The 24,987-nt window shown below is 64.2% G+C and carries 23 protein-coding genes; 20 read left to right on the top strand and 3 right to left on the bottom strand.

The genetic code is table 11. From position 1 onward, the window contains the following. The first annotated feature begins 52 nt into the window (after positions 1-52). Both AC1RBA_RS02280 and AC1RBA_RS02275 read left to right on the top strand, forming a co-directional pair. On the top strand, positions 53-508 hold the full coding sequence (locus AC1RBA_RS02280) for an acyl-CoA thioesterase (RefSeq protein ID WP_492416338.1): 456 nt from the start codon (positions 53-55) through the stop codon (positions 506-508). Positions 509-647: 139 nt separating this feature from the next. Beyond that, a complete protein-coding gene (locus AC1RBA_RS02275) occupies positions 648-2,012 on the top strand; it encodes an amino acid permease (RefSeq protein WP_070291489.1) in 1,365 nt (454 codons plus the stop codon). Between the two features lie 100 nt (positions 2,013-2,112). Here the strand turns inward: AC1RBA_RS02275 and AC1RBA_RS02270 are convergent, their stop codons facing one another. Continuing rightward, positions 2,113-3,717: a hypothetical protein gene (locus tag AC1RBA_RS02270; protein ID WP_492416336.1), complete on the bottom strand. Its 1,605-nt coding sequence runs from the start codon at positions 3,715-3,717 to the stop codon at positions 2,113-2,115. A gap of 423 nt (positions 3,718-4,140) precedes the next feature. On the opposite strand from AC1RBA_RS02270, the gene AC1RBA_RS02265 reads away from it, so the two are divergent. From AC1RBA_RS02265 to AC1RBA_RS02240, 6 genes are all read left to right on the top strand, one after another. Next, positions 4,141-5,850, top strand: coding sequence for a methyl-accepting chemotaxis protein (locus AC1RBA_RS02265; RefSeq protein WP_175444826.1), 1,710 nt, complete (start codon positions 4,141-4,143; stop codon positions 5,848-5,850). Between the two features lie 24 nt (positions 5,851-5,874). Beyond that, positions 5,875-6,504, top strand: coding sequence for an adenylyl-sulfate kinase (cysC, locus tag AC1RBA_RS02260; RefSeq protein WP_492416334.1), 630 nt, complete (start codon positions 5,875-5,877; stop codon positions 6,502-6,504). A 33-nt stretch (positions 6,505-6,537) separates the two neighbouring features. Then, positions 6,538-7,656, top strand: coding sequence for a sulfotransferase family protein (locus AC1RBA_RS02255; protein WP_492416332.1), 1,119 nt, complete (start codon positions 6,538-6,540; stop codon positions 7,654-7,656). Between the two features lie 123 nt (positions 7,657-7,779). Beyond that, positions 7,780-9,120, top strand: a complete 1,341-nt coding sequence (locus AC1RBA_RS02250) for a sensor domain-containing protein (protein WP_492416330.1) — start codon at positions 7,780-7,782, stop codon at positions 9,118-9,120. A 40-nt stretch (positions 9,121-9,160) separates the two neighbouring features. Next, positions 9,161-9,541: a hypothetical protein gene (locus AC1RBA_RS02245; protein ID WP_492416329.1), complete on the top strand. Its 381-nt coding sequence runs from the start codon at positions 9,161-9,163 to the stop codon at positions 9,539-9,541. A gap of 68 nt (positions 9,542-9,609) precedes the next feature. Continuing rightward, positions 9,610-10,053, top strand: a complete 444-nt coding sequence (locus tag AC1RBA_RS02240) for a DUF411 domain-containing protein (protein WP_070218523.1) — start codon at positions 9,610-9,612, stop codon at positions 10,051-10,053. A 107-nt stretch (positions 10,054-10,160) separates the two neighbouring features. Here the strand turns inward: AC1RBA_RS02240 and AC1RBA_RS02235 are convergent, their stop codons facing one another. Further along, positions 10,161-12,392 (bottom strand): NADP-dependent isocitrate dehydrogenase, encoded by a 2,232-nt coding sequence (locus tag AC1RBA_RS02235; RefSeq protein ID WP_099409459.1) that lies wholly within the window; start codon positions 12,390-12,392, stop codon positions 10,161-10,163. 308 nt (positions 12,393-12,700) lie between these two features. After that, complete coding sequence (locus AC1RBA_RS02230) at positions 12,701-12,937, bottom strand: hypothetical protein (protein ID WP_070218524.1); 237 nt, start codon at positions 12,935-12,937, stop codon at positions 12,701-12,703. A gap of 256 nt (positions 12,938-13,193) precedes the next feature. Between AC1RBA_RS02230 and AC1RBA_RS02225 the strand changes: the two genes are divergently transcribed. The 12 genes from AC1RBA_RS02225 (at position 13,194) to AC1RBA_RS02170 (ending at position 24,978) form a co-directional block, all read left to right on the top strand. Then, positions 13,194-13,439, top strand: a complete 246-nt coding sequence (locus AC1RBA_RS02225) for a Flp family type IVb pilin (protein ID WP_070218525.1) — start codon at positions 13,194-13,196, stop codon at positions 13,437-13,439. Between the two features lie 52 nt (positions 13,440-13,491). Continuing rightward, the gene (locus AC1RBA_RS02220; protein ID WP_492416327.1) at positions 13,492-14,907 is read left to right on the top strand and encodes a pilus assembly protein TadG-related protein; all 1,416 of its coding nucleotides are present in this window, start codon (positions 13,492-13,494) and stop codon (positions 14,905-14,907) included. After that, positions 14,904-15,806 (top strand): hypothetical protein, encoded by a 903-nt coding sequence (locus AC1RBA_RS02215; protein ID WP_121669673.1) that lies wholly within the window; start codon positions 14,904-14,906, stop codon positions 15,804-15,806. The genes AC1RBA_RS02220 and AC1RBA_RS02215 overlap by 4 nt, the downstream gene beginning before the upstream one ends. After that, positions 15,803-16,624: a hypothetical protein gene (locus AC1RBA_RS02210; RefSeq protein ID WP_492416325.1), complete on the top strand. Its 822-nt coding sequence runs from the start codon at positions 15,803-15,805 to the stop codon at positions 16,622-16,624. Before AC1RBA_RS02215 ends, AC1RBA_RS02210 begins: the two co-directional genes overlap by 4 nt. A gap of 116 nt (positions 16,625-16,740) precedes the next feature. Continuing rightward, positions 16,741-17,388 (top strand): hypothetical protein, encoded by a 648-nt coding sequence (locus AC1RBA_RS02205; RefSeq protein WP_492416323.1) that lies wholly within the window; start codon positions 16,741-16,743, stop codon positions 17,386-17,388. Next, on the top strand, positions 17,385-17,573 hold the full coding sequence (locus AC1RBA_RS02200; protein ID WP_070291499.1) for a Flp family type IVb pilin: 189 nt from the start codon (positions 17,385-17,387) through the stop codon (positions 17,571-17,573). Before AC1RBA_RS02205 ends, AC1RBA_RS02200 begins: the two co-directional genes overlap by 4 nt. A 5-nt stretch (positions 17,574-17,578) precedes the next feature. Further along, positions 17,579-18,514, top strand: a complete 936-nt coding sequence (cpaB, locus tag AC1RBA_RS02195) for a Flp pilus assembly protein CpaB (RefSeq protein WP_492416322.1) — start codon at positions 17,579-17,581, stop codon at positions 18,512-18,514. A gap of 71 nt (positions 18,515-18,585) precedes the next feature. Then, entirely contained in the window at positions 18,586-20,115 is a 1,530-nt protein-coding gene (locus AC1RBA_RS02190) for a type II and III secretion system protein family protein (protein WP_492416320.1), read from the top strand. An 8-nt stretch (positions 20,116-20,123) separates the two neighbouring features. After that, on the top strand, positions 20,124-21,908 hold the full coding sequence (locus tag AC1RBA_RS02185) for a TadA family conjugal transfer-associated ATPase (protein WP_492417161.1): 1,785 nt from the start codon (positions 20,124-20,126) through the stop codon (positions 21,906-21,908). Continuing rightward, positions 21,905-22,777, top strand: a complete 873-nt coding sequence (locus AC1RBA_RS02180) for a type II secretion system F family protein (RefSeq protein WP_492416318.1) — start codon at positions 21,905-21,907, stop codon at positions 22,775-22,777. Before AC1RBA_RS02185 ends, AC1RBA_RS02180 begins: the two co-directional genes overlap by 4 nt. Positions 22,778-22,785: 8 nt before the next feature. Then, on the top strand, positions 22,786-23,703 hold the full coding sequence (locus AC1RBA_RS02175) for a type II secretion system F family protein (RefSeq protein WP_492416317.1): 918 nt from the start codon (positions 22,786-22,788) through the stop codon (positions 23,701-23,703). Positions 23,704-23,712: 9 nt separating this feature from the next. Then, positions 23,713-24,978 (top strand): DUF192 domain-containing protein, encoded by a 1,266-nt coding sequence (locus tag AC1RBA_RS02170; protein WP_492416316.1) that lies wholly within the window; start codon positions 23,713-23,715, stop codon positions 24,976-24,978. Positions 24,979-24,987 lie beyond the last annotated feature (9 nt).

Here is a 24,987-nt window from a genome sequence, read left to right as displayed (position 1 = left end):
GAAACACCGCAAGCACGTACAATCAGCCGCCACCGCATCGAAAGGAGCGCTCTTGAACTGGGATTATCCGCACGCCCACACCCTGCCCGTCATGCCCGAACCGGGCGACATCGACGGCTTGCAGCACACCAACAATGCCGTCTACGTACGCTGGTGCGAGCATGTCGCCTGGCACCACTCGGCCACCCTGGGGCTGGACCTCGACGATTACCGGCGCCTGGACCGTGCCATGGCGATACGCCGCGGCGAATACGACTACCTGCTGCCGACCCGGGCCGGCGAAGCGCTGACCCTGGCCACCTGGCTGTGCGCCAGCGACGGGCGTTCCAGCATGGAACGGCGCTTCCAGCTGATCCGCGACAGCGACGGCGCCACCGTCGTGCGCGGACGCTGGGACTTGATCTGCATCGAATTGAGCAGCGGCCGCGCGCGCCGCCTGCCGCCCGAGTTCCTGGCCGTGTATGAACCGGCCATCGTCGCGGCCGGCGCGCCGCGCGGGCAGGACTAGGCCGCCGTTTTGCGCGCCGTTCGGCGAAGATGCGGGGCGTTTCTTGCGCCTCCGCAGTGCAACATGCATTTCGCTCCTGCTTTGCCCGTGCATGCTTTAGAATCAGCGACCTCAGCCCCGTAAAAACAGGATAAAACATATGACGGCAGTCGGGAATACCGAACCACAAGAGCTCAAGCGCGGCCTGAAAAGCCGCCACATCCAGCTCATCGCCCTGGGCGGCGCCATCGGCACCGGCCTGTTTCTGGGCATCGCGCAAACAATCAAGATGGCCGGCCCTTCCGTGCTGCTCGGCTATGGCATTGCCGGCGTCATCGCCTTTCTGATCATGCGCCAGCTGGGCGAGATGGTGGTCGACGAACCCGTCGCCGGCTCCTTCAGCTACTTTGCCGACAAATACTGCGGCCACCTGCCCGGCTTTTTGTCGGGCTGGAATTACTGGGTACTGTATGTGCTCGTCAGCATGGCCGAGCTGACGGCCGTCGGCATCTACGTGCAGTACTGGTGGCCCGGCGTGCCGACCTGGGTCTCGGCACTGATCTTCTTTTGCGCCATCAACGCCATCAGTTTGCTCAATGTCAAAGCGTTTGGCGAGATGGAATTCTGGTTCGCCATCATCAAGGTGGTCGCCATCATCGGCATGATCGTCTTCGGCGCGTATCTGCTCGCTTCCGGCGACGCGGGGCCGCAGGCGTCCGTGGCCAACCTGTGGCAGCACGGCGGCTTTTTCCCGAATGGCTGGCAGGGGCTGGTGATGGCCATGGCCGTCATCATGTTCTCGTTCGGCGGCCTGGAGCTGGTAGGCATCACGGCGGCCGAGGCGGATGATCCGAGCACGACGATTCCGCGCGCCACCAACCAGGCCATCTACCGTATCCTGATCTTTTACATCGGCGCGCTCGGCATCCTGCTGTCGCTGTACCCGTGGCAAAACGTCGTCACCGGCGGCAGCCCTTTTGTCCTGATCTTCCATGCGCTCGACAGCAACCTGGTGGCCACGGCCCTGAACGTGGTGGTGCTGACGGCGGCACTCTCCGTCTACAACAGCGGCGTGTACTGCAACACGCGCATGCTGTTCGGCCTGGCCAAGCAAGGCAATGCGCCGCGCGCGCTGCTGCACCTGAACCGCCGCGGCGTGCCGCTGGTGGCGCTGGGCGTGTCCGCGCTGGCGACGGGCGCCTGCGTGGTGGTCAATTACTTCATGCCGGGCGAAGCGTTCGAAGTGCTGATGGGCCTTGTCGTGTCGGCGCTGATCATCAACTGGGCCATGATCAGCTGGATCCATTTGCGTTTCCGCGCGCAAAAGAAGGCCGAGGGCAAGACGACCCTGTTCCAGAGCCTGGGCTACCCGTTCACCAACTACCTGTGCCTGGTGTTCCTGGCCGGCATCCTGGTGATCATGTACCTGACGCCGGGCCTGCGCATCTCCGTCTACCTGATTCCCGTGTGGCTGGCCGCGCTGGGCGTCGGCTACTGGATCAAGCAAAACAAGGCCAAGGCATAGGCTGTTTTACACCGCATCAAGCCAAGCAACAAGCAAACAAAAAGCCCGTCTTCGCAGGAAGGCGGGCTTTTTGCATTCAACGCGGTCTCGCCGTCTGTTGTTAAGCGGCGGCCCCGCCCTCTTCCGGCAGCACGTCGGCGCGCCACAGGCCGATGGTCTGGCCCGCATACGATTGCAGCAGCACCTCGTCGCTCAGGGTCAGCATCGCCTGCTGGCGCTGCTCCGCCTTCTTCTCGGGCGTCATGCCCAGCTCGTCCGTCCGGTACGGCCCCAGCACGGGCAGCAAATCGCGCAGCACAGAATAATTGCCTGGTATGGTCTTGTCCGATTCCAGCTTGCCCAAGAAATATTTCATGACATGCTCGGACTGATTGCCCTCCTGCCGCAAGCTCGCCTTCACCATCTTGCCATCCTTGTAGGCCACCTGCGCGTCGCTGCTGGCCGTATCCTCGATCTGGTGATAGGTATAGTTCTGCGATTCCGTGCTGGTCGTCAGGCGCAGCGGCACGCCGGGGACGAGGGTCTCATGGAAGCTGGCGCTGAGCTTCGATTGCTGCTGCTGCCTGACCGAACGTGCATCCTGGCTGGCGCCGGCCTGCAGCGTCTTTTGCGACACTTCATAATTGAAGCCATCCTTTTCCGAACTGCGCATGGGATTGCTGAATTTCACGGCTTGCGATACGGAGGCGCTGAAATCGGCCAGCCCCGTCAGGATGGACTTGTCCTCGGCCGCCAAGCGCCACTTGCCCGTCGCGGGCGTGTCCGTGGCCGCTTGCGGCGCGGCGGTATTGCTGTGCAGGGCCGTGAAGCTATCCTTGAGCATGGCCATCAGGCCCGCGTCGCCATGGCCGCGCGACGCCGCCTGGTCGAACTGCTTCATGTAACTGCCCAGCGCCTTGGCTTGCCGTTCGCGACTGCCCAGGGTATTGAGTTGGCTGGCGTCGACCTTCAGGTCCAGGGAGCCGGCCACGCCGCTGAAGCTGACCTGGCGCTGCGCGCCATCGGCCTGGAAATCCAGGGTTTGCACGCCCTCTATCTCGCCGCGCACCTTGACTTCCGCATGCAGTTTCACCGACGCCAGCAACTGCTGGTCGAACTGCATCAAGCCTTCCAGCTTGATTTTCGGCGTATCCCGTCCCATGCCATCGATGGCGTCCTGAAAACCCTTCGCCAGGTCGCCCAGGGCGCTGGCTTCAGCGTCGCTGAGGTCGCCACTGGTCGTCATGCTCACGGCCAGGCCGTCGCCCTGGCTGTCGAGCGACAGCTTGACTTCCACGCCGCTTTTGGTCGTGATGCTGAGGGTAACCTTGTCTTCGCCATTGCCATGCAGGCTGCCCGGCGCGATGCCGGACGCCGCATACACATTCGGCGTGGTGCTCGGCGGCGGCTGCCGCATCGCCTGCGAGAAATTGTAGTTGCCCAGCTTGGCCTGCCCCAGCATGGCCGCGCCCAGGCCGCTGAAGCGGCCGCCAAACGCATGCGAAGAGAAGCTCTTTGTCATCGCGTCGCTCACCTTGTTGCGCGTCGCGCTTTCCCATATCGTCGGCGAAGGCAGCAGCTGCGCGACGGCTTGCGTCGCCCCGATGTCAACAATGGAGGACGGGCTCGGCGCCGGAGACGGCGCGGCATCCGCCTTGGTGGCAGCGGCATTGAGCGCGCGTGAGGGACTTGGATTCCAGCTCGGGATCGAGGAGACGGAGGTCATGGGTCTTATGCCTTGCTAAACGAAGATGGATGGTTAGGTAAAGTATGCATAACTTTCATTTTTTGATAACTGGTAGCCGTCGAGTACTGCCATGTTTTCTCAGAGCAAGGGATGGGTCGCATCTCAAGCGCTAAGCAGACACTGCTATAACGACGTGAAATGTGAAATCATGAGCGCAAAGGAGCATGAAAATTTTTCATTCTTGATACAAATCATGCTCCGCCGCCATGCCAGCGTTCGCAGGTGTTCGCCATCTAACTCAATTTAAACAGTTGCCACAAGTAAATTTCTACTGTTGCTCAAATGCTGAAAGTGACGAAGTGTGATATTTCGCCGGCCCGCAATCAATATGATCGCTGAGTGCTTCGTGATAAAGCTGCATATGCTTATTCGGAACCGCAAGCACGGCCTTAAGGAGGCAATATGAAATTTATGCACTTAACCATCGCCAAGCGGCTCGGCATGGGCTTTGGCCTGGTCGCCCTGTTCCTGTTGCTGGTCATCGCGCTGGGGCTGACCAGCATGCGACAAATCCAGGACCGCATGGATGAAGCGACCAAGGTCAACAACGTCGAAACCAGGCTGGCCCAGACTATGGACTTGACAGTGACCGAGCGGGCGCTGGCGCTGCGCAACCTGATTTTGCTGAAGGAGGAGAAGGAGATCCAGATCGAGGTCGCGCGCATCGCCGAGCAGGAAAAAAAATACGCCGCTGCCCAGCAAAAGCTGGGGGAAATGTTCGCCAAGCTGGAAGGCACCTCGAGCGAAGAAAAAAGCCTGCTCGAACAGATCCGCACACAAAGCGACCTGGCGGCGCCCTTCATTCAGCGGGCCGCCGCGCTGGCGCTGGAGCACAAGCAGGACGATGCCTACAAACTGCTGCGCTATGAATTCCGCCCCGTGCAAAAGCGCTGGTGGGAATTGCTGCGCACCTTGATCGCCGTCGAGGAAAAGCAGAATAACGAGGCTTCCAGCATGGCCGAGGCGGCCTACAGCCAGGCGCGCCTGGTGATGCTGAGCATCGGCTCGCTGGCCCTCATCACCAGCCTGCTGGCCGCCGTGCTGATCACGCGCAGCGTGACGCGCCAACTCGGCTGCGAGCCCGACGAAGCGGCGGCGATCGCCGGGCAGATTGCCAGCGGCAACCTGGCCGTGCCCATTCATACCCGCCCCGGCGATACGCACAGCCTGCTGCACGCCATGCAATCGATGCGCGACAGCCTGGCGCAGATCGTCCAGCAAGTTCACGCCAGCACCGAGACCATCGCCACGGCGGCAGGCCAGATCGCCATGGGCAACCTGGACTTGTCTTCGCGCACGGAACAGCAGGCCAGTACGCTGGAGCAAACCGCTTCATCCATGGAAGAACTAACCAGCACCGTGCGCATCAACACCGACCATGCACGCCAGGCCAACGGGCTGGTCGAATCGGCCTCCAATGTCGCCACCAAGGGCGGGGCCGTGGTGGCGCAGGTGGTCGACACCATGGCGGCCATCGATGTCTCGGCGCGCAAGATCGTCGACATCATCGCCGTCATCGACGGCATCGCCTTCCAGACGAATATCCTGGCGCTGAACGCGGCGGTCGAGGCGGCCCGTGCCGGGGAACAGGGGCGCGGCTTTGCCGTGGTGGCCACCGAGGTGCGCAATCTGGCGCAGCGCTCGGCCGCCGCAGCCAAGGAAATCAAGGACCTGATCGGCGACTCGGTCGACAAGGTCCAGGCCGGCAACCGGCTGGTCGAACAGGCAGGATCGACCATGCACGAGGTGGTCGCCAGCGTCAAGCGCGTCACCGGCATCATGTCTGAAATGATGTCCGCCAGCCAGGAACAATCCGCTGGCATCGAGCAAATCAATATGGCCGTGACGCAAATGGACAATGTGACGCAGCAAAATGCGGCACTGGTCGAAGAAGCCGCCGCCGCAGCGCAAGCGATGCAGGAACAGGTCAACAGCCTGAACGATGTCGTCAGCGTCTTCCGCGTGGGCAACATCGCTGGCGGCCGCGATGCGGGACTGCGCCTGGTCAGCCGTCAGCCACCGCCGCCGGCGGTGCGGCGCGCGCCCGCCACGGCAAAGCCGGCCCGTCCGGCCGTCGCCAAGCCCAGCGAAATCGAGTGGGAACAGTTTTGAGCCGGCAACGGGGGAGTGGCACACGTGGGTAAACTGGAACAGATCGCCGCTGCGGGCGAAGTGGTAGCGACGCACATCTTCCCGCATGCAAGCCATATCGGCAAGGAACAACGGGGCCTGCTGGCCGGTCAGCAAGGCGCGACGCTGTGGCTGACCGGCCTGAGCGGCGCAGGCAAGTCGACGCTGGCGTACGCGCTGGAAAGGCGGCTGCTGGCAGAGGGTCACCTGAGCTGCGTGCTCGACGGCGACAATATGCGGCACCACCTGAATGGAGACCTGGGTTTCTCTCCCCGCGATCGCCAGGAAAACATCCGCCGCAGCGCCGTCGTGGCCAGGCTGATGAACGATGCCGGCATGATGGTCATCTGCGCCTTCATCTCGCCGCTGCGCAGCGACCGCGAGATGGCGCGCCAGATCATCGGCAGCGACAATTTTATCGAAGCCTATATCAGCACGCCGAGCGCGCTATGCGAGGAGCGCGACCCCAAGGGACTGTACAAAAAAGCGCGAACCGGACTGATCCCTGCATTTACGGGCGTCTCCGCGCCCTACGAGGCACCGCTGGCGCCGGCGCTTATGCTGGACACGGGCGTGCTGTCGCTGGAACAGGCCTGCGAGCGGCTGTTCCAGCAACTGTGCCCGCACTTCATCTGATGCCGCGCGGCCACCTTTTCGAGGAATGATGAGATGATCAGCAGCCACCATCCCGGCGACGACGCGCGCCCGCGCCCCGTCATGATGATCCCCTTGCGCCGCTGCGGCAGCCATGCCCTGCGCCTGCGCCTGAACCTGTCGCCGCAGTTTTATTCGCCGTATCCACTGCACCTGGTTGACATGATGCCGCTGCTGCCCCTGTACGGCGACTTGCGCGATGACCGCGCCTACTTTCGCCTGGTGGTCGATGTGGTGGGCCTGGCGGCGGCCAGCATGGTCAAGTGGCCGGGGGTCGTCTTCGATCCGGTGGAAGTGTTCGAGACGCTGCGCGGCCAGCCGCGCAGCATCCACCGCGTGGCATGGGAGCTGCTGCTGCGCGCGGGCGAACGCCGCCAGGCGCAGGTGGTGATGGACAAGTCGCTCGACAGCGTGCACTACGCCGACGACATCGTACGGCTATATCCCGACATGCTGTTCCTGAACGTGGTGCGCGATCCGCGCGCGCAAGTGGCGTCGATGAACCGCGCCATCATCCACGATTTCGACACGCTGCTCAATGCCAGGACCTGGCTGGCCGCCCATGCGGCAGCCGACCATGTCGTGCAACGCTATCCGCAGCGCGTGCTGACGATACGCTATGAAGATTTCCTGTCGCGGCAACAAGAGACGCTGGAAACAGTATGTGATTTTCTCGGCATCGCCTTCCTGCCGCAAATGCTGGACGTGGCCGCGTCGGCGGAGGCGCGGCAAATCGCGCAGTTGTCATCGCTCTGGTCGGCCAACTGCCATGCGCCGATCGCGACCAACATCGACAAATTCAGGCAGCAACTATCGGACGATGACATCAACCTCATCGAAACGCTCACCGGCCCGTATATGGACCGCTACGGCTACGCGCGCCTGAGCCGCGGCGACGCCAACATCACGCCGGCGCTGATCGAGCTGGCCGGCAAGCGCTCGGCGCAAGGACGCGAACGCGCCTGGCACGCCTTGGAACAGGATAACTTCCGCGATTACGTGCTGCGCCGCTGCCGCGCCGACTATCTGGCCCAGCTGCATGCACGGCTCAGCCAGGCCAGCGGCGCGCAGGGCAGCAGCACCATCGTCACGCTGGATCAACTCGACCAGGGCTCGTTTGTCGTCAGTGATTAAAGTCTGGCCATCGCCAGTTCCACGCTGCCCTCCTGCGCCGGGCAAGTCGCGCTGCCCAGTCACTTATCCCTAAAAACAACAATTTCAATATCGATCGGCAATGTCCACTAGAATGGTGGGCATATGAAACATATGATTAGCGCGCCGGTCGCCAGTTTCACCGATTTGCTGCTTGACGCCGTGTGCATGGTTGACGTGGACGGGCGCTTCGTGTTCGTCAGCGCCGCCTGCGAACGCATCTTCGGCTACACGCAGCAGGAAATGATCGGCAAGCTCATGCTCGACATGGTCGCCCCCGCCGACCGCGCCCGCACCCTGGCCGCCGCGCGCGCCATCATGGATGGCCATGCGCAGACGCACTTTGAAAACCGCTACCTGCGCAAGGATGGCAGCCTTGCCCACATCATGTGGTCGGCCCGCTGGTCCGCCGCCGACCAGCTGCGCGTGGCCGTGGCGCGCGACATCACCTTGCTGAAACAGGCGCAGGCAAAGCAGGCTGCGCTGTACGCCATTTCCGAAGCCATGCAGGCGACGCAGGATTTGCCCGCCTTGCTGTACCGCATACAGCACATCATCGGCGAGCACTTGCCTGCGCGCAGCCTGACCTTGCTGCTGCAGGACGAACATGGCGCACAGCCTTTGATGACCTGCCATGCCGGCGACAGCGCGCCGCAGCCGACGCCGTCCCTGGCCAGCCTGCTGTGCGACGAAGTCCTGCGCAGCGGCCGCCCCTTGCTGCTGCAGGCGGGACAACTGGCCGGCCTGCCGCCGGCGCTGCAAACGGCGGCTGGCGCCCTGTCCTCGTGCTGGCTTGCCGTGCCCCTGTATTCCTCGCTGGGCAGCATCGGCGCGCTGGCCTTGCAAGGCGGCCAGGATGCCGTCATCGGCACGGCGCAAGACCAGGATTTGCTGCAATTTGTCGCAAAGCAACTAGCGACCGCCATCGAGCGCCGGCAGTTGCAGACGCAAATGCAGTTCATGGCCATGCATGATGAACTGACCCGTTTGCCGAACCGCCGCCTGTTCCACGACCGTCTGCACACGGCGTTCGCGCGCGCACACCGCCAGGAAGGCCGGCTGTCGCTGCTGTTCCTGGACTTGAACAACTTCAAGCGCGTCAACGACGACCACGGCCATGCCTGTGGCGACCTGCTGCTGCAAACGGTGGCGAGCCGCCTGCGCGATTGCATGCGCGAAACAGACACCTTGGCCAGGATGGGCGGCGATGAATTCGTCGTGCTTCTGGAAAGCAATGTCACACTGGCCGATGTCAGCCTGATCGAGCAAAAGATCCACGCGGCCCTGGCCGCGCCGCTGCACCTGGGCAACGGACAGCAATTGCGGATCACCGTCAGCATCGGCGTGGCCCACTATCCGGAAGACGGCGATACCATGCAACTGCTGTTGCGCCATGCGGACCGGGCCATGTATGCATCGAAGATGCTTGCCGCCGCCTCGCGCTAGCCTGCCTGGCGACAGTACCTGCATGCTATACTTTCCGGCGATGCTAAGACTCTTCAAAACATGGCTGATCCTGCTGCTGATCGCGGCGGTGCCGCTGCAGGCGGCGGGCGCCATGCGGGCGTGCGCGCCGCTTGCGGCATCGCCTGCCGCCGCGATGGCAGGGGCTTGCCAGCATCACGCCGTGCAGTCATCCGCCATCACGGACAGCGCCGGCACGCCGGAAGAAAACAAGACCCCTGCCAAGCATGCCGCGTGCGGCGCCTGTTCCCTCTTTTGCCTGGGCGCCTTGATGCCGCCCGGCCTCGCCCTGCCCGCCGCGCCCGTCAACGGCGCGGAACATGCGGCCCTGACCACTGCCACCTTGCTGCCGGGATTCATTCCCGATGGCCCGCGCCGGCCCCCGCGGCCGCTTTCCGCTTAAATTCCAAGCTCGTCCCAAGCAGGCCACCGCAGTGGCCACGATAGCCCTATTCCGTCTGAAAGCGACACATGATCAAACATTACATACTGCGCGGCGCCTTCGCCGCCATGCTGGGCTTGCCCACGTTCGCCATGGCGGCCCTGCCCGTCATTGAAGTCTACAAGAGCGCCTCGTGCGGCTGCTGTTCCGAATGGATCAAGCACCTGGAAGCGAACGGTTTCACGGTGCGCGCGAAAAACGTCGAGATGCCGGCGCAATACCGCAAGCTGGCCGGCATTCCCGACGCGCTCGGCTCCTGCCACACGGGCCTCGTCAACGGCTACGCCATCGAAGGCCATGTGCCGGCCAGCGACATCAAGCAGCTGCTGCGCGAAAAACCCAAGGCGAAAGGCCTGGCCGTGCCGGCAATGCCGATGGGCTCGCCAGGCATGGAAGGGCCGCGCAAGGATGCATACGACGTCTTGCTGGTCAAAAGCAATGGCAGCACCAGTGTTTACAAGCACTACCAGTAAGATGCAGGGCCAGTAAGATGCAGGGAAAATGAAAAACGCCGCCGGAATCGCTTCCGGCGGCGTTTTTTTGTCAGGCAGTAAAGAACCTACTGCCTGTCAGGACTGCATCAGATAGTGTCGAGCACGGCATTCAGGCTGGCGCTAGGACGCATGACCGCTTCCGTCTTCGCGGGATCCGGCAGATAGTAGCCGCCGATATCCGTTTCCTTGCCTTGGACTGCTTTCAGCTCGGCAACGATCTTTTCTTCGTTGTCCGCCAGGGCTTTTGCCACTGGCGCAAAATGCGCTGCCAGTTCCGCATCGTCCTTCTGCGCTGCCAGGGCTTGCGCCCAGTACATGGCCAGGTAGAAATGGCTGCCGCGGTTGTCCAGTTCGCCCGTGCGTGGCGATGGCGACTTGTTGTTGTCCAGCAGTTTGCCGGTGGCTTCGTCGAGGGTTTTCGCGAGGATCTTGGCTTTCGCATTGCCCGTCTTGATGCCCATGTCTTCCAGCGACACGGCCAGGGCCAGGAACTCGCCCAGCGAATCCCAGCGCAGATGGTTTTCTTCCACCAGCTGCTTGACGTGTTTCGGTGCCGAACCGCCGGCGCCCGTTTCGTACATGCCGCCACCAGCCATCAATGGCACGATCGACAGCATCTTGGCGGACGTGCCCAGTTCCAGGATCGGGAACAGATCGGTCAGGTAGTCGCGCAGGATGTTGCCGGTCACGGAAATGGTGTCCAGGCCGCGGAAGGCGCGTTCCAGCGTGTAGCGCATGGCGCGCGTCTGCGACATGATCTGGATGTCCAGACCCTTGGTGTCGTGCTCCTTCAGGTAAACCTGTACCTTCTTGATGACTTCGTTCTCGTGCGGACGATAGGAATCGAGCCAGAACACGGCAGGCATGCCCGAATTGCGCGCGCGCGTGACGGCCAGCTTGACCCAGTCGCGGATCGGGGCGTCCTTGACCTGGCACATGCGCCAGATATCGCCCTCTTCCACCGTTTGCGTCAGCAGCACTTCGCCCGTTTCCAGGTCGGTGATGTTGGCGGTGCCGCCTTCAGGCACTTCAAACGTCTTGTCGTGCGAACCGTATTCTTCCGCTTGCTGCGCCATCAGGCCCACGTTCGGCACGGTGCCCATGGTCTTCGGATCGAAGTTGCCATGCCATTTGCAGAAGCCGATCATTTCCTGGTAAATGCGTGCGAAAGTCGATTCCGGCATGACTGCCTTGACGTCTTTCGGACGGCCATCGGCGCCCCACATCTTGCCGCCGATACGGATCATGGCGGGCATCGACGCGTCGACGATGATGTCGTTCGGCGAATGGAAGTTGGTGATGCCCTTGGCCGAATCGACCATGGCCAGTTCCGGACGATGCGCGTGGCAGGCGTGCAAATCTTTCAATACTTCATCTTTTTGCGACGCTGGCAGGGTCTCGATCTTGTCGTACAGGTTGCTCATGCCATTGTTGACATTCACGCCCAGCTTGTCGAACAGTTCGGCGTGCTTGGCAAACGCGTCCTTGTAGAAGATGCGCACGCAGTGGCCGAAGACGATCGGGTGCGAGACCTTCATCATGGTGGCCTTGACGTGCAGCGAGAACATCACGCCCGTCTTGAAGGCGTCGTCGATTTCCTTCTCGTAGAACTCCAGCAGCGCTTTCTTGCTCATGAACATGCTGTCGATGATCTCGCCCGCTTGCAGGGAAACCTTCGGTTTCAACACGATGGTCTTGCCCGAGGCCGTGACCAGTTCCATCTTGACATCGCGCGCTTTTTCCAGGGTCAGCGATTTTTCGCCGTGGTAGAAGTCGCCATGGTGCATGTGCGAAACGTGGGTTTGCGACGACTGGCTCCACTCGCCCATCGAATGCGGGTGCTTGCGCGCATACTCTTTGACGGCTTTCGGTGCGCGGCGGTCGGAATTGCCTTCACGCAGGACCGGGTTGACCGAGCTGCCGATGCACTTGCCGTAGCGGGCCTTCAAGGCTTTTTCTTCTTCGGTCTTCGCATCTTCCGGATAGTCGGGCAGCTTGTAGCCACGGCCTTGCAGTTCGCGCACGCAAGCGATCAACTGGCCTTGCGAGGCGCTGATGTTCGGCAGCTTGATGATGTTGGTGTCCGGATTCTGGGTCAATTTGCCCAGTTCAGCCAGGGTATTCGGAACTTTTTGCGCGTCCGTCAGGAATTCGGGAAATTCAGCCAGTACACGTGCCGCCACCGAAATATCGCTGGACACCACGTCCACGCCAGCCGGCGCGGTGAATTTTTTGATAATCGGCAGCAGGGAATACGTCGCGAGCAGCGGCGCCTCGTCAGTCAGCGTGTAGATGATTTTGGATTTTTGTGTTGCCATGTTCATTCCCTTGTATGCGGTGATGCGTGGTGGTTAACTTTCTTCATTCCAAACACAGGACGGTTAGCCTTGCTTTGGACGGCTAGTGTGCCGGCGGTGACGCCGTGCTTGCCCACCGCGTATTTTAGACTGTCCTGCCGCTGTTTGTGTATCCGATGGCGACGAATCTTATATAAGACAGCAAATATCCGGAACTACCGGGCCAGAATGGCCATTTTCCGCCTTGAAATGGATGCGGGGCAGCGGCACGGCATGTATGCCGCCTCGAAAAAACATTCCATATTGACAATATTCAAGTGGAAGCGACGTCACGGTCCCTCGTTCTTGACGATGCCGCGCACATTCGTCAGCGCCAGGCAAACGTTCAGCACGATCAAGGCCCAGGCTTCGTCTTGCCAGCCCCAGCACACCCACAGCACGTTGCTGAACAGGAAAACCCAGAACCCGGCAAGGCGCCGCGCGGCCATGCGCGAGCCCACCAGCCAGGCCGCCAGCAGCGAAGCGGCCATGGCGGGCCATTGCAACAGTTCGATAATGTCCGACATGGCGCCTCCTGTGCATCGTTCAGTTGGCAATATTGTCTGTTGTTTTATCAGCGCACGCCTGCCCATCCCGCCCCACTTCCCCGTAAATCCTCAGTCGGCTTGATGTCGATTAAGCCAGCTTATTAAAACAGCCATACGATGAGCGTGCTTGCTTCTTTTATTCATCCATTGTTTGTCTTTTCTCAACTGAAAGGTATTTCAAATGAAACCTGCTATGCGGAAAATCAAGTCAATACGGCAACAATTGGGACAGGGCATGACGGAATACATCGTCATCGTGGCCCTGATCGCCGTCGCCGCCATCGGCGTATATCAATTGTTCGGCGCCACCATACGCAACCAGACGGCCGGCATCGCCATGGAGGTGTCGGGCAAGAACGGCACAGCCGCCATCGCCAAGGCCGGCGGGGCCGCCACCAAGGCCGAGACCGCCGCCAAGGACACGGCGAAGAACAGCCTGTCCACGTACGGCGACCAGGCCACCACCGGCAAGCAGGACTAGGCTGCCGCCGCCAGCGAGCCCCCGAGCCAATGAGCGCCTCATCCACATCATCATGACACCGCTACAGGCAGTCCGCCTGCCCCCCTTCGCGCAACGCCGCCAGCAAGGCCAGGCGCTCATCTATGGCATCGTCGTTCTCATGGGCGGCCTGGCCGCCCTGCTCTTCGTTTTCAATACGGGCCAGCTCACGGCGGAAAAAACCAAGCTCGTCAATACGGCCGACGCCGTCGCCTACAGCGCCGCTGTCATGCAGGCGCGCGCCCTCAATTTCGACGCCTACACCAACCGCGCGCTGATGGCCAACGAGGTCATGATCGCGCAAGCCGTCAGCATCGCCGCGTGGTCCGCCCATGTCGTCAAACATACGGAAAACGTCACGCCCCTCAACTGCCGCAGCTATTACTCCGTGCCGGCGGCGCTGCTGCTGATCGATTACATCCCCGTCTGCTACCTGCTCAGCTTGCCTACCGCCAGGAATACCGCGCAAGCCGTCGACCAGGTGGCGCAGCAAGCAGCGCAGGCCAGCGTGCTGGCCTCCGAAGCGGCCAAGGCCGTCCTGCAGGGCGCGCAGGCGAACATGGCGGCCACCATCCTGCCTGCCCGTAAAACGCTGATGCAGCAGGTGGCCGACGCCAACTATGCGGGCGACGGCAGCGTACATGTCGACAGCATGCCCATCACCGATACGTTCACGCAGTTCGAGGGAAGCAGCTTCATCCGCGCGTATGCGGGCGCCGAACGGGGCCGCTTCAAGCAGGCGGCGCTCGCGGCCGCCCAGCGCGATGCCTTCGTCCGGCAGCGCTCCTGGACCTCGGCCAATCACCTGCCTTGCCTGTTGGGCAACAAGGCGGAGTTCCGCCGGCGCGGCGGTACGGAGCTCGTCGACTTCGACGAGTGGAAAGCCATGGACACGGCGTCGCTGCACCACTGGTCCTGGCATACGCACGGCCTGTTTCGCCTGCCCACCTGCGACGACGATGAAATGCCGCTCGGCTACGGCACGCAGGCGGCGGCCCACGGCACGCCCGACGACAGCGGCGCCGCTTACGGCCAGTCGCGCCCTGGCAATCCCCGCGCCAGCGCCCTGGCCAGCAGCAGCGACTGGCATTACAGCGGTTTGCCCACCTTTTACGACATCGCCGTGCCGGCCCTGGCCTACGCGTCGACGGACCCGCAGCCGCGCCTGACCTTCGCCATCCGCCTGACGCGGGCGAAAGGCCAGCTCAGGACATCCGATGGCAGCTCCGCCATCAAGCCGGGCGGCCGCCTGGCCCTCATCGACGGCAAGCCGGCCCACGCCGTGCTGGCGGCAGTGTCCTCCGCACAAGTGTATTTCGAACGGCCAAGCGGGCGCGACGATGGCATGACGGAGTTGGCCAGCCTGTTCAACCCTTATTGGCAAGTGCGCCTCGTGCCGACCTCGGCGGCCGATCTGGCGGCCGCCACAGCAATGGGAGGCGCGCGATGAAGCCGTTTGGCCTGTCCTTGTTGCTCCTGCTTTGCATCCTGCTGCCGGCCAGGGCCAGCACGCAGGCCGAAGATGCCGTGCGTCAAATGCCCATGGTCCACGAAGCGCTGGCGGCGCGCGACGCCACCGTCAAGGTGCACCTGGTCAGCGCGCGCGGCTACCTGAACGGCAAGCCCGGCGACGCGGCCGGCCTGGCCCGCTTGCACGCGGAAGTACAGGCTTGCGTCCAGCGCAACAGCGAACGGGGCATCGCCTCGAAGCCGCCACACGCCTGGCCCGAACATGTCATCAGCATGCGTCTGGACACCTATGCTGCCGTCAACCGCAGCATCGTGTACGCCGCCGGCCTGTCCTATGCCATCGATCCCCGCGATTGCAGTCTGATGGAAGCGCGCACCAGCAAGGCCAGCCTGTCATCGAGCCTGGGGACCTGCGAAGTCGATTTGCTGGCAAAGACGGCGCACGGTCATTGCGATGCCACGGGACAGGCGCGCGCCGCGCCGCCGCGCCGCCAGCCGCCGATGACGGCGGCGCAAAAGGCCGACATCGTGCGCCTGGCGGCCGGCAGCCCGGCCATGGCCGCATTCGCTGCCGCCATGCAAGCGCACCCGCAGGCGGGCATGGGCGAACGCAAGGTCATCCTCGGCCTGGAATGCGAGGTCCGGCCCAATCCGCTCGACCCGGAAGGCAAGAACTGCGTGTCGCGCGGCGGCTCCTTTTCCTCGCTGGACGCCATCGGCGAAGCAGGCATGTCCGGCATGACCTTGGAAATGAGCTCGTCCAACGGCATCGAGCTGCGCGCCACGCAGGCCAGGCTCGACACCCTGGTGCCGAACGCCGTTTTCGCGCCCTACCTCGAGGGCGGCTTTCGCATCACGCGCCCGGAGAACCGGCCATGAAACGGCACAGCTTTCGCCCCAGGCACGACCGCGGCCAGGCGCTGACGGAGTTTCTCGTGCTCGCCGCCGCCTTGTTGCCGCTGTACCTGCTGCTGCCCCTGATCGCCAAATACCAGGACATCGCCACGCAGGCCGGCATGGCCAGCCGCTACGTCACCTTCGAGGCGATCACGCACAACGATGCGCAGAGTGCCTGGAAGCCGCCGGCAGCCCTGGCCGGCGAAGTGCGACGGCGCTTTTTCAGCAATGCGGACGCCCCCATCAAGACGGGCGATACGGCCGGTAATTTTCTCGCGCACCAGAACCTGTTCTGGCGCGGGCCTGCCGGCATCGCCCTGATCGCGGACTTCGACAGCGACGTGGCCGTCAGTTTTGGCCCCGGCAACGCGGCCAGCCATGCCGGCGCTTTCACGCCCGCCAGCGACGGCGCACCTTTCAACGGCTTGCCGGGCGCCTCCGCAGGCCTGCACACCGCCGACGAACTGGGCTTGCCAAGCCGCGGCATTTACCGGGGCAACGTCAGCGTGCGCCTGGCCAAGTTGCCGTCAGGCATCGTCGCCTATCAACCGTTTGACAGTTTCGACCTGGCCATCCACCGCCATACGAGCGTGGCCATCGATGGCTGGGCAGCCGGGGGACCGGCCCAGGTGCAGTCCCGTCTCGACAGCAAGCTGCTGGTTCCCGCCACGGCGCTGCGCGATGCGGCGGGCGTGGTCAATGCCAGCGTGACCCTGGTGGAAATGGGGCACATCCAAGGTCCGAAGCTGGGGCAGCTCGACTTCTGGCGCGATGTCGTGCCGCCCGACCGACTCAGGTAGGCATTGCGCCATCCACCTTATCCGCATCAGGGGAGATTGCAGAAATGACAGCAAAACAATATCTTCGGCGTCTATCAGGCGCGGCACTGGCGCTGTTGCTGCCCTGCAGTGCCGCTGTGTCGGCGCCGACAGCCTGGCCCGTGATCGCTGTTCCCGCCGGCATTGAAACCTTTGCCACGGGTGGCGAGATGCGCGTCAATGGCCTGCCGCTGCACGTGCGCGGCGTGCTGTCCGCCAGGACGCCGGTCCAGGTGGCGGCGCTGTTCCGCGCCAGCCTGGGACAACCGCTGACGGAACACACGCGGGACGGCACGCTGGTGCTGGGACGGGCGCTGGGCGAATTTTACGCCACGGTGCAGCTGCAGCCAGCGGGAAGCGGTACGCGCGGCCTGCTTGCCGTCAGCCACCTGGGCGCCGCGCCGGGGCCGCACGATAGCGCCACGGACAGGCTGCTGTCGCGCTTTCCTGCCGGCTCGCGCTTGCTGACGCAAACGCGTTCGGTGGATGGCCCGCGCCGCGCCGAGTTGCTCACTGTCAGCAACGCCATGGGCGTCGAGAGCAATGTCCGTCACTTGCGGCGCGCCCTCGAAGCGCAAGGCTACACGCTCGAGCGTGCGGACTCGGCTGCCAGTGCGCCCGGCGGCGCCACCTCGCTGTTTTTCAAGACCTCCGCCAGTGAAGCGCTCGCGGTGATTTACCGCGACAGCCAGGGCCACACGGCCATCGCCCTGAACACCATCACGCGCCGGGAGTCCGCCAGATGAGGCCCCGCTTCCGCCGCCGGCCGCAAGAGGGCCAATCCAGCGTCGAGTACGCCATCGTCTGCGCCGCGCTGGCCATCGCCCTGGGCGTGGGCATGAGCGGCGAGACCAGCGTGCTCAGGCAACTGCTGGCCGCCTTCAAGTCCGTGTACCAGGACTTCAGCTACGCCATTTCCCTGCCCGGCTGAGCATCATGAAAATTCCCTTCCCCCCGTTTTCGAAGATCAACAAGACCTGGGTGGTACTGGGCGCCGCACTCGCCATCGGCCTGCTCGCCGCCTTCGCCACGCGCAGCTTCCTCAGCTCCCGGGTGGCCGAAATCGAGGCGCGCAATGTGCATCAGACGCTCAGCGTCGTCGTCGCCAAGACGGATCTGGCGCAAAACACGATCTTGTCGAACGACAACGCGGCCGTGCGCAAGATTCCCGTCGAATATGCCCACTCGGGCGCCGTGCAGCCGGGCGATTTCGAGCGCATCGCCGGCAACGCCATCGCGTTTCCCGTCAAGGCGGGCGAAATGATCATGTGGAGCCAGATGGCGGGCAAGCGCGTGCCCACCTTTTCCGCGCGCCTGGCGGCGGGGCGGCGCGCCATCACGGTGGTGGTCGATGAAATCAATTCGATCTCCGGCATGCTGGAACCAGGCGACCTGATCGACCTGATGCTGACCATCGACCAGAACGGCAGGAAGGTCGTGCTGCCGCTGTTGCAAAGCATGCAAGTCATGGCCACGGGCCAGCGCTCGGTGGATGACGCGAAAAACGGCGAGGCCGCGCAATTTGCCACCGTCACCCTCGACACCACGCCCGCGCAAGCGCGTAACCTCATCATCGCGCGCGAAAGCGGCAAGCTGACGGCCTTGCTGCGCAATCCGGCGGACAAGGCCGCGCCTGGCCAGCAAGACTATGACCTGTCGTTGCTGTTCGACACCCGGCCGGATAGCCTTCCCCTGCCGCAGCGGCGCGGCATCCCCGTGCTGTATGGCGGCAGCGGCATGCCGGCGCCGCCCGACGCCCTGCGCCTGCAGGGGCATCGCAGCGGTACCGATCCGCCAGTGGCGATGCCGCCGGCGCCAGTGGCCGCCCCACCGCCCATTCCGCTCATCAACGCTGCCGCCGCGCCGCCCTGAGGCGTACCGGCGACAGCCTGCCTTGCGCCAGCGCGCAAGCCACCGCACGCCCTTTGTATGGACACAGTCCCATGAAACGCTACTTCCTCACCCTGCTGTCAGCCCTTTGCGTAACGCTCGTGCTGGGCGCGAGCCTGGCGGCACCGGCCTGCGCCCGCGCCCAAACGGCGTCCCAGGGCGTGATCGAAGGCAAGGCACCGCTCGCAGCCAGGGCCGGCAGCATGCCAAAGACCGCCAATACCAGCAGCGCGGCAGCGCGCTACCAGCCCATCGCCAAACAGGACGATGCCGAATCGGAGCCCGAACTGGAGCTGTACCTGGGCGAATCACGCGTCTTCCCCACGCCGGGCGTGGCGCGCATTGCCGTGGGCAATGGCCAGGTCATCACCGCCAACGCGCTCGACGACAGGGATGTCATCATTTTCGCCAACGGCGCCGGCAACTCCTCGTTGTTCGTCTGGCACCAGGATGGCCGCTACCAGCGCGTGAAAGTGACGGTGCTGCCGCTCGACATGCGCCGCTATGCGCGCGATATCGCCAGCTTTTTGTCGGCCATCCCGAAAGCGAAGGCCAGCGTGGTGGGCGACAAAGTCGTCGTCGAAGGCGATGAATTGTCCGACGCGGACCGCGACAAGGTGGCGGAACTGGCCAGGCGCTATCCGCAAATCGTCAATTTCACCAGCCCCATCGGCTGGGAACAGATGGTCATGATGGACGTCAAGGTGGTCGAGTTCCCCCGCACGGAACTGCGCGAGCTGGGCCTGAAATGGAGCGCCACGGGCGGCGCGGCCATCGGCGGCATCTGGGCGCCGTCCAGCCGCGGCGATGCGGGCCGCTATGCGATCAACGTGCGTACGGGCGAGGCCAATGCGCCGCCGATCTCCGTACCGAATGGCGGCAACGGCGGTTTCGTGCCCCTGCCCTCGAACCTCACCATCCTCAGCGCCATCAACCTGGGGCTGAACGCGCAGTTACTTGCACTACAACAAAATGGCACTGCCAGCATCCTTGCCGAGCCCCAATTGTCGACGCGCAGCGGCTACAAGGCCAGCTTCCTGGCCGGCGGCGAGATTCCGTATTCCGTCGCCTCCGTCAACGGCGTGACGGTACAGTTCAAGCCCTACGGCATCAAGCTCGACATCGAACCCAAGGTGGGCAGCAATGGCGTCATCCGCGCCGTCATCGAGTCGGAAGTCAGTTCCATCGACGCCTCGCTGTCCACCAGCAGCGGCCCGGCCTTGCTGACGCGGCGCACGCGTACGGAGTTCAATGTGCGGCAGGGCGAAACCATCGTCCTTGCCGGACTGCTGCAACGCAATAGCAGCAGCGACGTCGACAAAGTGCCCCTGCTGGGCGACATCCCCATCCTGGGCACTCTGTTCCGCTCGAAGCGCTACCAGAACAAGGAAACGGAGCTGGTGGTATTCGTCACGCCCAGCATCGTCGACAGCCGCAGCGCCGGCCTGGCGGACCGGGTGCGCAGCGCCACGCAACGGCTGGAGCAGCAGCTGGGCCAGCCGCCCCACCTCAGCGACGCCTTGCAGCCCGGCGCGGATGCGGCCCGCTTCAACCAGGCGCCACCGTCCGTGCCGGCGCAATGAAGGCCATCATGTTCCAGGTCGACATCCTCCACCCCGACGGCAGCGCCAGGCAAATGAGCGTGCCCGACGATTGCATGGTCGGCAGCAAGACCAGCAACGACATCTGGCTCGACAGCTGGCGCATCGGCAAGGAACACGCGCGCCTGCTCAGGACGCCTTCCGGCGTGTTGCTGGAAGACATGGGCTCTTATGCGGGCACCAGCGTCAACGGCGTGCGCATCCGCAGCCAGCATGGCCCGCTGGCGCCTGGCGACGTGATCGCCATCGGCCCCTACAAGCTGCAGGTGCAGGAACTGGCCGGCACGGCACGGCCCGTGCAGGCGGCCGCTTTCCACTCGCGCTCGAGCAGCGCCGCCACGCGCAACCAGCGCGCCACGGCGGAAATCCACGCCTCGCGCCTGGCGGCGGAAAAAATGCAGCAGCACATGCAGCGGCAAGCGGGCGACGGCGCCGCGCCGGAAGAGGACTTTGCCATCATCCTGGCGCCGCAGGCACGCCAGCAGCTGGAATTCGAATGGCGTCAGCGCCTGCACGCGATCTTGCTCGAAACCATGGATTTGCGCCGCCACGACGTATCGAAAATGAGCGATGAGCAATTGCGCGCGGAAGCGCGGCGCTACATCCACGACATCATGCGGGCGCAGCGGGCCGAGATCCCCGAGGAACTCGACTATGAACTGCTGGCCAGGCAAGTGCTCGACGAAGCCGTGGGCCTGGGGCCGCTGGAGGAATTGCTCGACGATGCAGGCGTCACGGAAATCATGGTCAACCAGTTCGACCGGATTTATATCGAGCGCGACGGCAAGCTGGAAAGGCATCCGCTGACGTTTACCAGCGAACGGGCCGTGCTGGGCGTCATCGAGCGCATCGTCGCACCGCTGGGCAGGCGCATCGATGAATCCTCGCCTATGGTCGACGCGCGCCTGAAGGATGGCTCGCGCGTCAACGCCATCATCGCGCCGCTGGCCCTGAAAGGCCCGGCATTGACGATCCGCAAGTTCGCCAGATACGAGATGACGGCGGACAATCTCGTGCAACTGGGCGCCCTCAGCGCCGACATGGCCGCTTTCCTGCAAGTGTGCGTGGCGGCGCGCAAGAATATCGTCGTCTCGGGCGGCACCGGTTCCGGCAAGACGACCTTGCTCAACATCCTGTCCAACTTCATTCCCGCGGGCGAGCGCATCATCACGGTGGAAGACGCGGCCGAGCTGCAACTGCACCATGAACACTGGGTCAGCCTGGAGGCGCGCCCCGCCAATGTCGAGGGCAAGGGCGCCGTTTCCATCCGCGAACTGGTGCGCAACACCCTGCGCATGCGCCCCGACCGCATCGTCGTCGGCGAATGCCGGGGCGGCGAGGCGCTCGACATGCTGCAGGCGATGAACACGGGCCACGACGGTTCGCTGACCACCCTGCACGCCAACAGCCCGCGCGACGCCCTGGCGCGCCTGGAAACCATGGTCTTGATGGCCGGTATGGAATTGCCCCTGTCCGCCATCCGCGACCAGGTCGCCTCCGCCATCCACCTGATCGTGCAGCAGACGCGCTTTGCCTGCGGCACGCGCCTGGTCAGCAGCATCACGGAAATCACGGGCATGGAAAGCGGCAAGTTCCAGATGCAGGAACTGTTCCGTTTCGTCCACCTCGGCTACGGCGGCGCGGGCGAAGGCGAAGGCGCTACCGTACGCGGCTATTTCAGCGGCTGCGACCTGCTGCCGGGCTTTTACGAAGCCTTGCGCAGCCAGGGCCAGCCGCTCGACACGACGATCTTCCGCCAGCGGGAGGCGACATGAACAGCGCCATGAACGCCGCCCACATGCTGCTGTTCATCACCGCCATCGCCGCCCTGGCGGCGGCCATCCTCGCCTGGCTGGTGATCGACATCGGTATCGCCACCATGCTGCGCTACCGCGCCCACTTCACGGAACGCACGCGTTTCCAGGTGCGCGAATTCTTCCTGTTCGTCGATCCCGCGCGCATCTTCCTGGCCCACGCGGCCACCATGACCCTGGGCGCCATCATCGCCGGGCTGGCCAGCGGCAGCATGCTGGTGGCCGCCCTGGCCTTCCTCGGCCTGGCCCTGCTGCCGCGCGTCGTGTATGCCTGGCTGCGCCGGCGGCGCCTGCGCAAGTTCGAAGAGCAGTTGCCGGACGCGCTGATGATGCTGGCCGGTGCCCTGCGCGCGGGCCTGAGCCTGAACCTGGCGATGTCGCAGCTGGTCATCGAGGCGCAGGCGCCGCTGGGCCAGGAATTTACCCTGCTGCTGCGCGAGCAGCGCCTGGGCGTGACCCTGGAGCAAAGCTTGAACGGCCTGGTACGGCGCATTCCCACCCAGACCACGATCCTCGTGGTGTCGGCCATGCGCATCGCCACGGAAACGGGCGGCGGGCTGGCGGAAATGCTCGAACGCACGGCCAGCACGGTGCGCAACCGATTGCACATCGAAGGCAAGATCCGCGCGCTGACATCGCAGGGCAAGTTACAGGCGTGGATAGTCGGCCTCTTGCCCGTCACCCTGATGCTCGTGCTCGACCACATGGAGCCGCAGGCGATGGACCAGCTGTGGCACACGCGCATGGGCTGGGGGGCGCTGGCCGTCATCGCCACCCTTGAAGTGCTGGGCATCCACGTCATCCGGCGCATCGTCGCCATCGATGTGTAGGCGCCGCCATGTCTCCCACCCGCATCGAACTCACCATCACTGCCCTGGCCACGCTGTCCGGCCTGGCCATGGCACTGCTGGCGACTTTGCTGGCCAGGACGGTGGCCGCCATCCCGGCCGAGGACCGCAGCTACAAGGATGCGCCGCCCCTCGCCTTCCGCCTGCTGTGGTGGCCCATCCACTGGGGCGGCCATGCGCTGCGCCCTTTCATTGCCAGGGCGCCCACGGCCTCGCTGCCCGTGCGCTTGCGCAAGGCGGGCCTGGACTACAGTCTCAGCCCCTCGCAATTCGTCGCGGCGCGGCTGCTGTGCGCGCTGATCGTCGCCGCCTTTTCGTGCTGGGTGCTCGATTCGCTGGCCCAGGGCAGCCGCAGCGGCGTCGGCGCCGCCCGCTACTGGCAGGCAGGGCTTGCCGGCGCCGGATCCGGCTGGTGCTACCCGGCTATCTGGCTGCGCGACCGCATGGCACTGCGCAGGAGCGCGCTGAACAAGTCCCTGCCCTTTTACCTCGACCTCATCACCCTGTGCGTGGAAGCGGGACTCAATCTGCAGGGCGCGCTGCAACAGGCGGCGCTGAAAGGGCCGAAAGGCGCGCTGTGCGACGAAATCAAGCGCGTGCTGCGCGATGTGCGTAGCGGCAAGGCGCGTGCCGACGCGCTGCGCGCCATGAGCGAACGGGTGCAGGAACCGGCCGTGACCAATTTCGTCACGGCGCTTATCCAGGCTGAACGCATGGGCATGAACCTGGGACCCGTGCTGCGGGCACAAGCGGATCAGCGGCGCTCCGAGCGCTTTCTGCGCGCCGAAAAACTGGCCATGGAAGCGCCCGTCAAGCTGCTGTTTCCCCTCATCGCCTTCATCTTTCCCTGCACCTTCATCGTCCTGTTCTTTCCCATCGTCGTGCAATTCATGCAGTCGGGCCTATAAGGAGCTGCCATGCCCACACGCCATTCCAGCATCCTGCACACGGCCAGCGGTGCGCACGCGCTGGAACTGCGCCTGGCGGACAGCTTTCTCACGCGCCTGCGCGGCCTGATGCTGGCCGCGCCGCTGCATGGCGCGCAAGGTTTGCTGATCACGCGCTGCGCCAGCGTGCATGCAGCCTGCATGCGCTACCCCATCGACGTGGTCTACCTGGACCGCCACGGCGTCGTCACCCGCTGCGCCGCCGGCCTGCGCCCGTGGCGCGCCAGCTTCGGCGGCCTCGGCTGGCGTGCGCCGCGCACGGCGCACACGCTGGAACTGGCCGCCGGCGCCATCGCGGCCCTGCACATTCGTCCTGGCGACCGCCTGCAGCATCCACGGCTGGAAGCTGCGCCCGCAACGGTGGCCGGCACGCGGGACAAGACCCAGCGCGGCTCGGCGATGATCGAATTTACCGTGGTCGGCCCCATCATCACCCTGCTCGGGCTGTCGATCCTGCAATACGGCATGTTGTTTTTTGCCAGGACACAAATCAACTACGCGGCCTTCATGGCCGCGCGCGAAGGGGCCGTCGCCCATGCCAGCGTCAGCAGCGCCTACGCGGCGTACACGCGCGCGCTGATCCCCCTGTACGGCGGGGGCCAGACGCCAGCCCAGCTCGCTGCTTCGCTGGCCAAAGCGAACGCAGACCTCGGCGCCAACGGCACCGGTAACGCCAGCATCGAGCTGCTCAACCCGACCCGGCAAAGTTTTGATGACTGGAACGACGTGCACAGGCAAATCGCGCTGCATACGGGCAACCGCCGCGTCATCCCTTACAGCGGCCAGAGCCTGAAGGAGCAGAAAGTGGGCGCTACTTCCGGCCAAACCATCCAGGACGCCAACCTCATCAAGCTGCGCATCACGCATGGCTACCTGCCAAAAGTTCCCCTGGTCAAGAACCTGTATGCCACCTACCTGAAATGGCTGGACCCGCACACGGACGCCTTCCATACCAAACTGCTGGCCAGCGGCCGCATACCCGTGGTCACGCACGTCACCGTACACATGCAGTCCGACGCCATCGAGGGCAACAGCCCCGTTTCCACGCCGGGGCCGGGCAACGGTGGAGCGCCCGTCAACCCCGGCAACCCGCCCGTCACAGACCTGCCGCCGCCCGCGTGCGACAACCTCAGTTGCACCGATCCGCCCGTGACGCCGCCCCCTTGCAACCCGTTCACGGACCCGCGGCATTGCGTGCCGGAACCGTGCTCCATCGTCTGCTGCGAACCGAGCTGAGGTAAACCA

It is taken from the genome of Janthinobacterium sp. GW823-FHT03B06, assembly GCF_058796955.1.
This window is presented reverse-complemented; position numbering and strand designations above follow the sequence as displayed.

What these genes read in the sequence shown, in the direction of transcription:
- AC1RBA_RS02275 (WP_070291489.1), top strand. Translation starts at nt 648, where the DNA reads ATGACGGCAGTCGGGAATACCGAACCACAAGAGCTCAAGCGCGGCCTG.
- AC1RBA_RS02270 (WP_492416336.1), bottom strand. Translation starts at nt 3,717, where the DNA reads ATGACCTCCGTCTCCTCGATCCCGAGCTGGAATCCAAGTCCCTCACGC.
- AC1RBA_RS02265 (WP_175444826.1), top strand. Translation starts at nt 4,141, where the DNA reads ATGAAATTTATGCACTTAACCATCGCCAAGCGGCTCGGCATGGGCTTT.
- AC1RBA_RS02255 (WP_492416332.1), top strand. Translation starts at nt 6,538, where the DNA reads ATGATCAGCAGCCACCATCCCGGCGACGACGCGCGCCCGCGCCCCGTC.
- AC1RBA_RS02250 (WP_492416330.1), top strand. Translation starts at nt 7,780, where the DNA reads ATGAAACATATGATTAGCGCGCCGGTCGCCAGTTTCACCGATTTGCTG.
- AC1RBA_RS02245 (WP_492416329.1), top strand. Translation starts at nt 9,161, where the DNA reads ATGCTAAGACTCTTCAAAACATGGCTGATCCTGCTGCTGATCGCGGCG.
- AC1RBA_RS02240 (WP_070218523.1), top strand. Translation starts at nt 9,610, where the DNA reads ATGATCAAACATTACATACTGCGCGGCGCCTTCGCCGCCATGCTGGGC.
- AC1RBA_RS02235 (WP_099409459.1), bottom strand. Translation starts at nt 12,392, where the DNA reads ATGGCAACACAAAAATCCAAAATCATCTACACGCTGACTGACGAGGCG.
- AC1RBA_RS02230 (WP_070218524.1), bottom strand. Translation starts at nt 12,937, where the DNA reads ATGTCGGACATTATCGAACTGTTGCAATGGCCCGCCATGGCCGCTTCG.
- AC1RBA_RS02225 (WP_070218525.1), top strand. Translation starts at nt 13,194, where the DNA reads ATGACGGAATACATCGTCATCGTGGCCCTGATCGCCGTCGCCGCCATC.
- AC1RBA_RS02220 (WP_492416327.1), top strand. Translation starts at nt 13,492, where the DNA reads ATGACACCGCTACAGGCAGTCCGCCTGCCCCCCTTCGCGCAACGCCGC.
- AC1RBA_RS02215 (WP_121669673.1), top strand. Translation starts at nt 14,904, where the DNA reads ATGAAGCCGTTTGGCCTGTCCTTGTTGCTCCTGCTTTGCATCCTGCTG.
- AC1RBA_RS02210 (WP_492416325.1), top strand. Translation starts at nt 15,803, where the DNA reads ATGAAACGGCACAGCTTTCGCCCCAGGCACGACCGCGGCCAGGCGCTG.
- AC1RBA_RS02200 (WP_070291499.1), top strand. Translation starts at nt 17,385, where the DNA reads ATGAGGCCCCGCTTCCGCCGCCGGCCGCAAGAGGGCCAATCCAGCGTC.
- cpaB (WP_492416322.1), top strand. Translation starts at nt 17,579, where the DNA reads ATGAAAATTCCCTTCCCCCCGTTTTCGAAGATCAACAAGACCTGGGTG.
- AC1RBA_RS02190 (WP_492416320.1), top strand. Translation starts at nt 18,586, where the DNA reads ATGAAACGCTACTTCCTCACCCTGCTGTCAGCCCTTTGCGTAACGCTC.
- AC1RBA_RS02185 (WP_492417161.1), top strand. Translation starts at nt 20,124, where the DNA reads ATGTTCCAGGTCGACATCCTCCACCCCGACGGCAGCGCCAGGCAAATG.
- AC1RBA_RS02180 (WP_492416318.1), top strand. Translation starts at nt 21,905, where the DNA reads ATGAACAGCGCCATGAACGCCGCCCACATGCTGCTGTTCATCACCGCC.
- AC1RBA_RS02175 (WP_492416317.1), top strand. Translation starts at nt 22,786, where the DNA reads ATGTCTCCCACCCGCATCGAACTCACCATCACTGCCCTGGCCACGCTG.
- AC1RBA_RS02170 (WP_492416316.1), top strand. Translation starts at nt 23,713, where the DNA reads ATGCCCACACGCCATTCCAGCATCCTGCACACGGCCAGCGGTGCGCAC.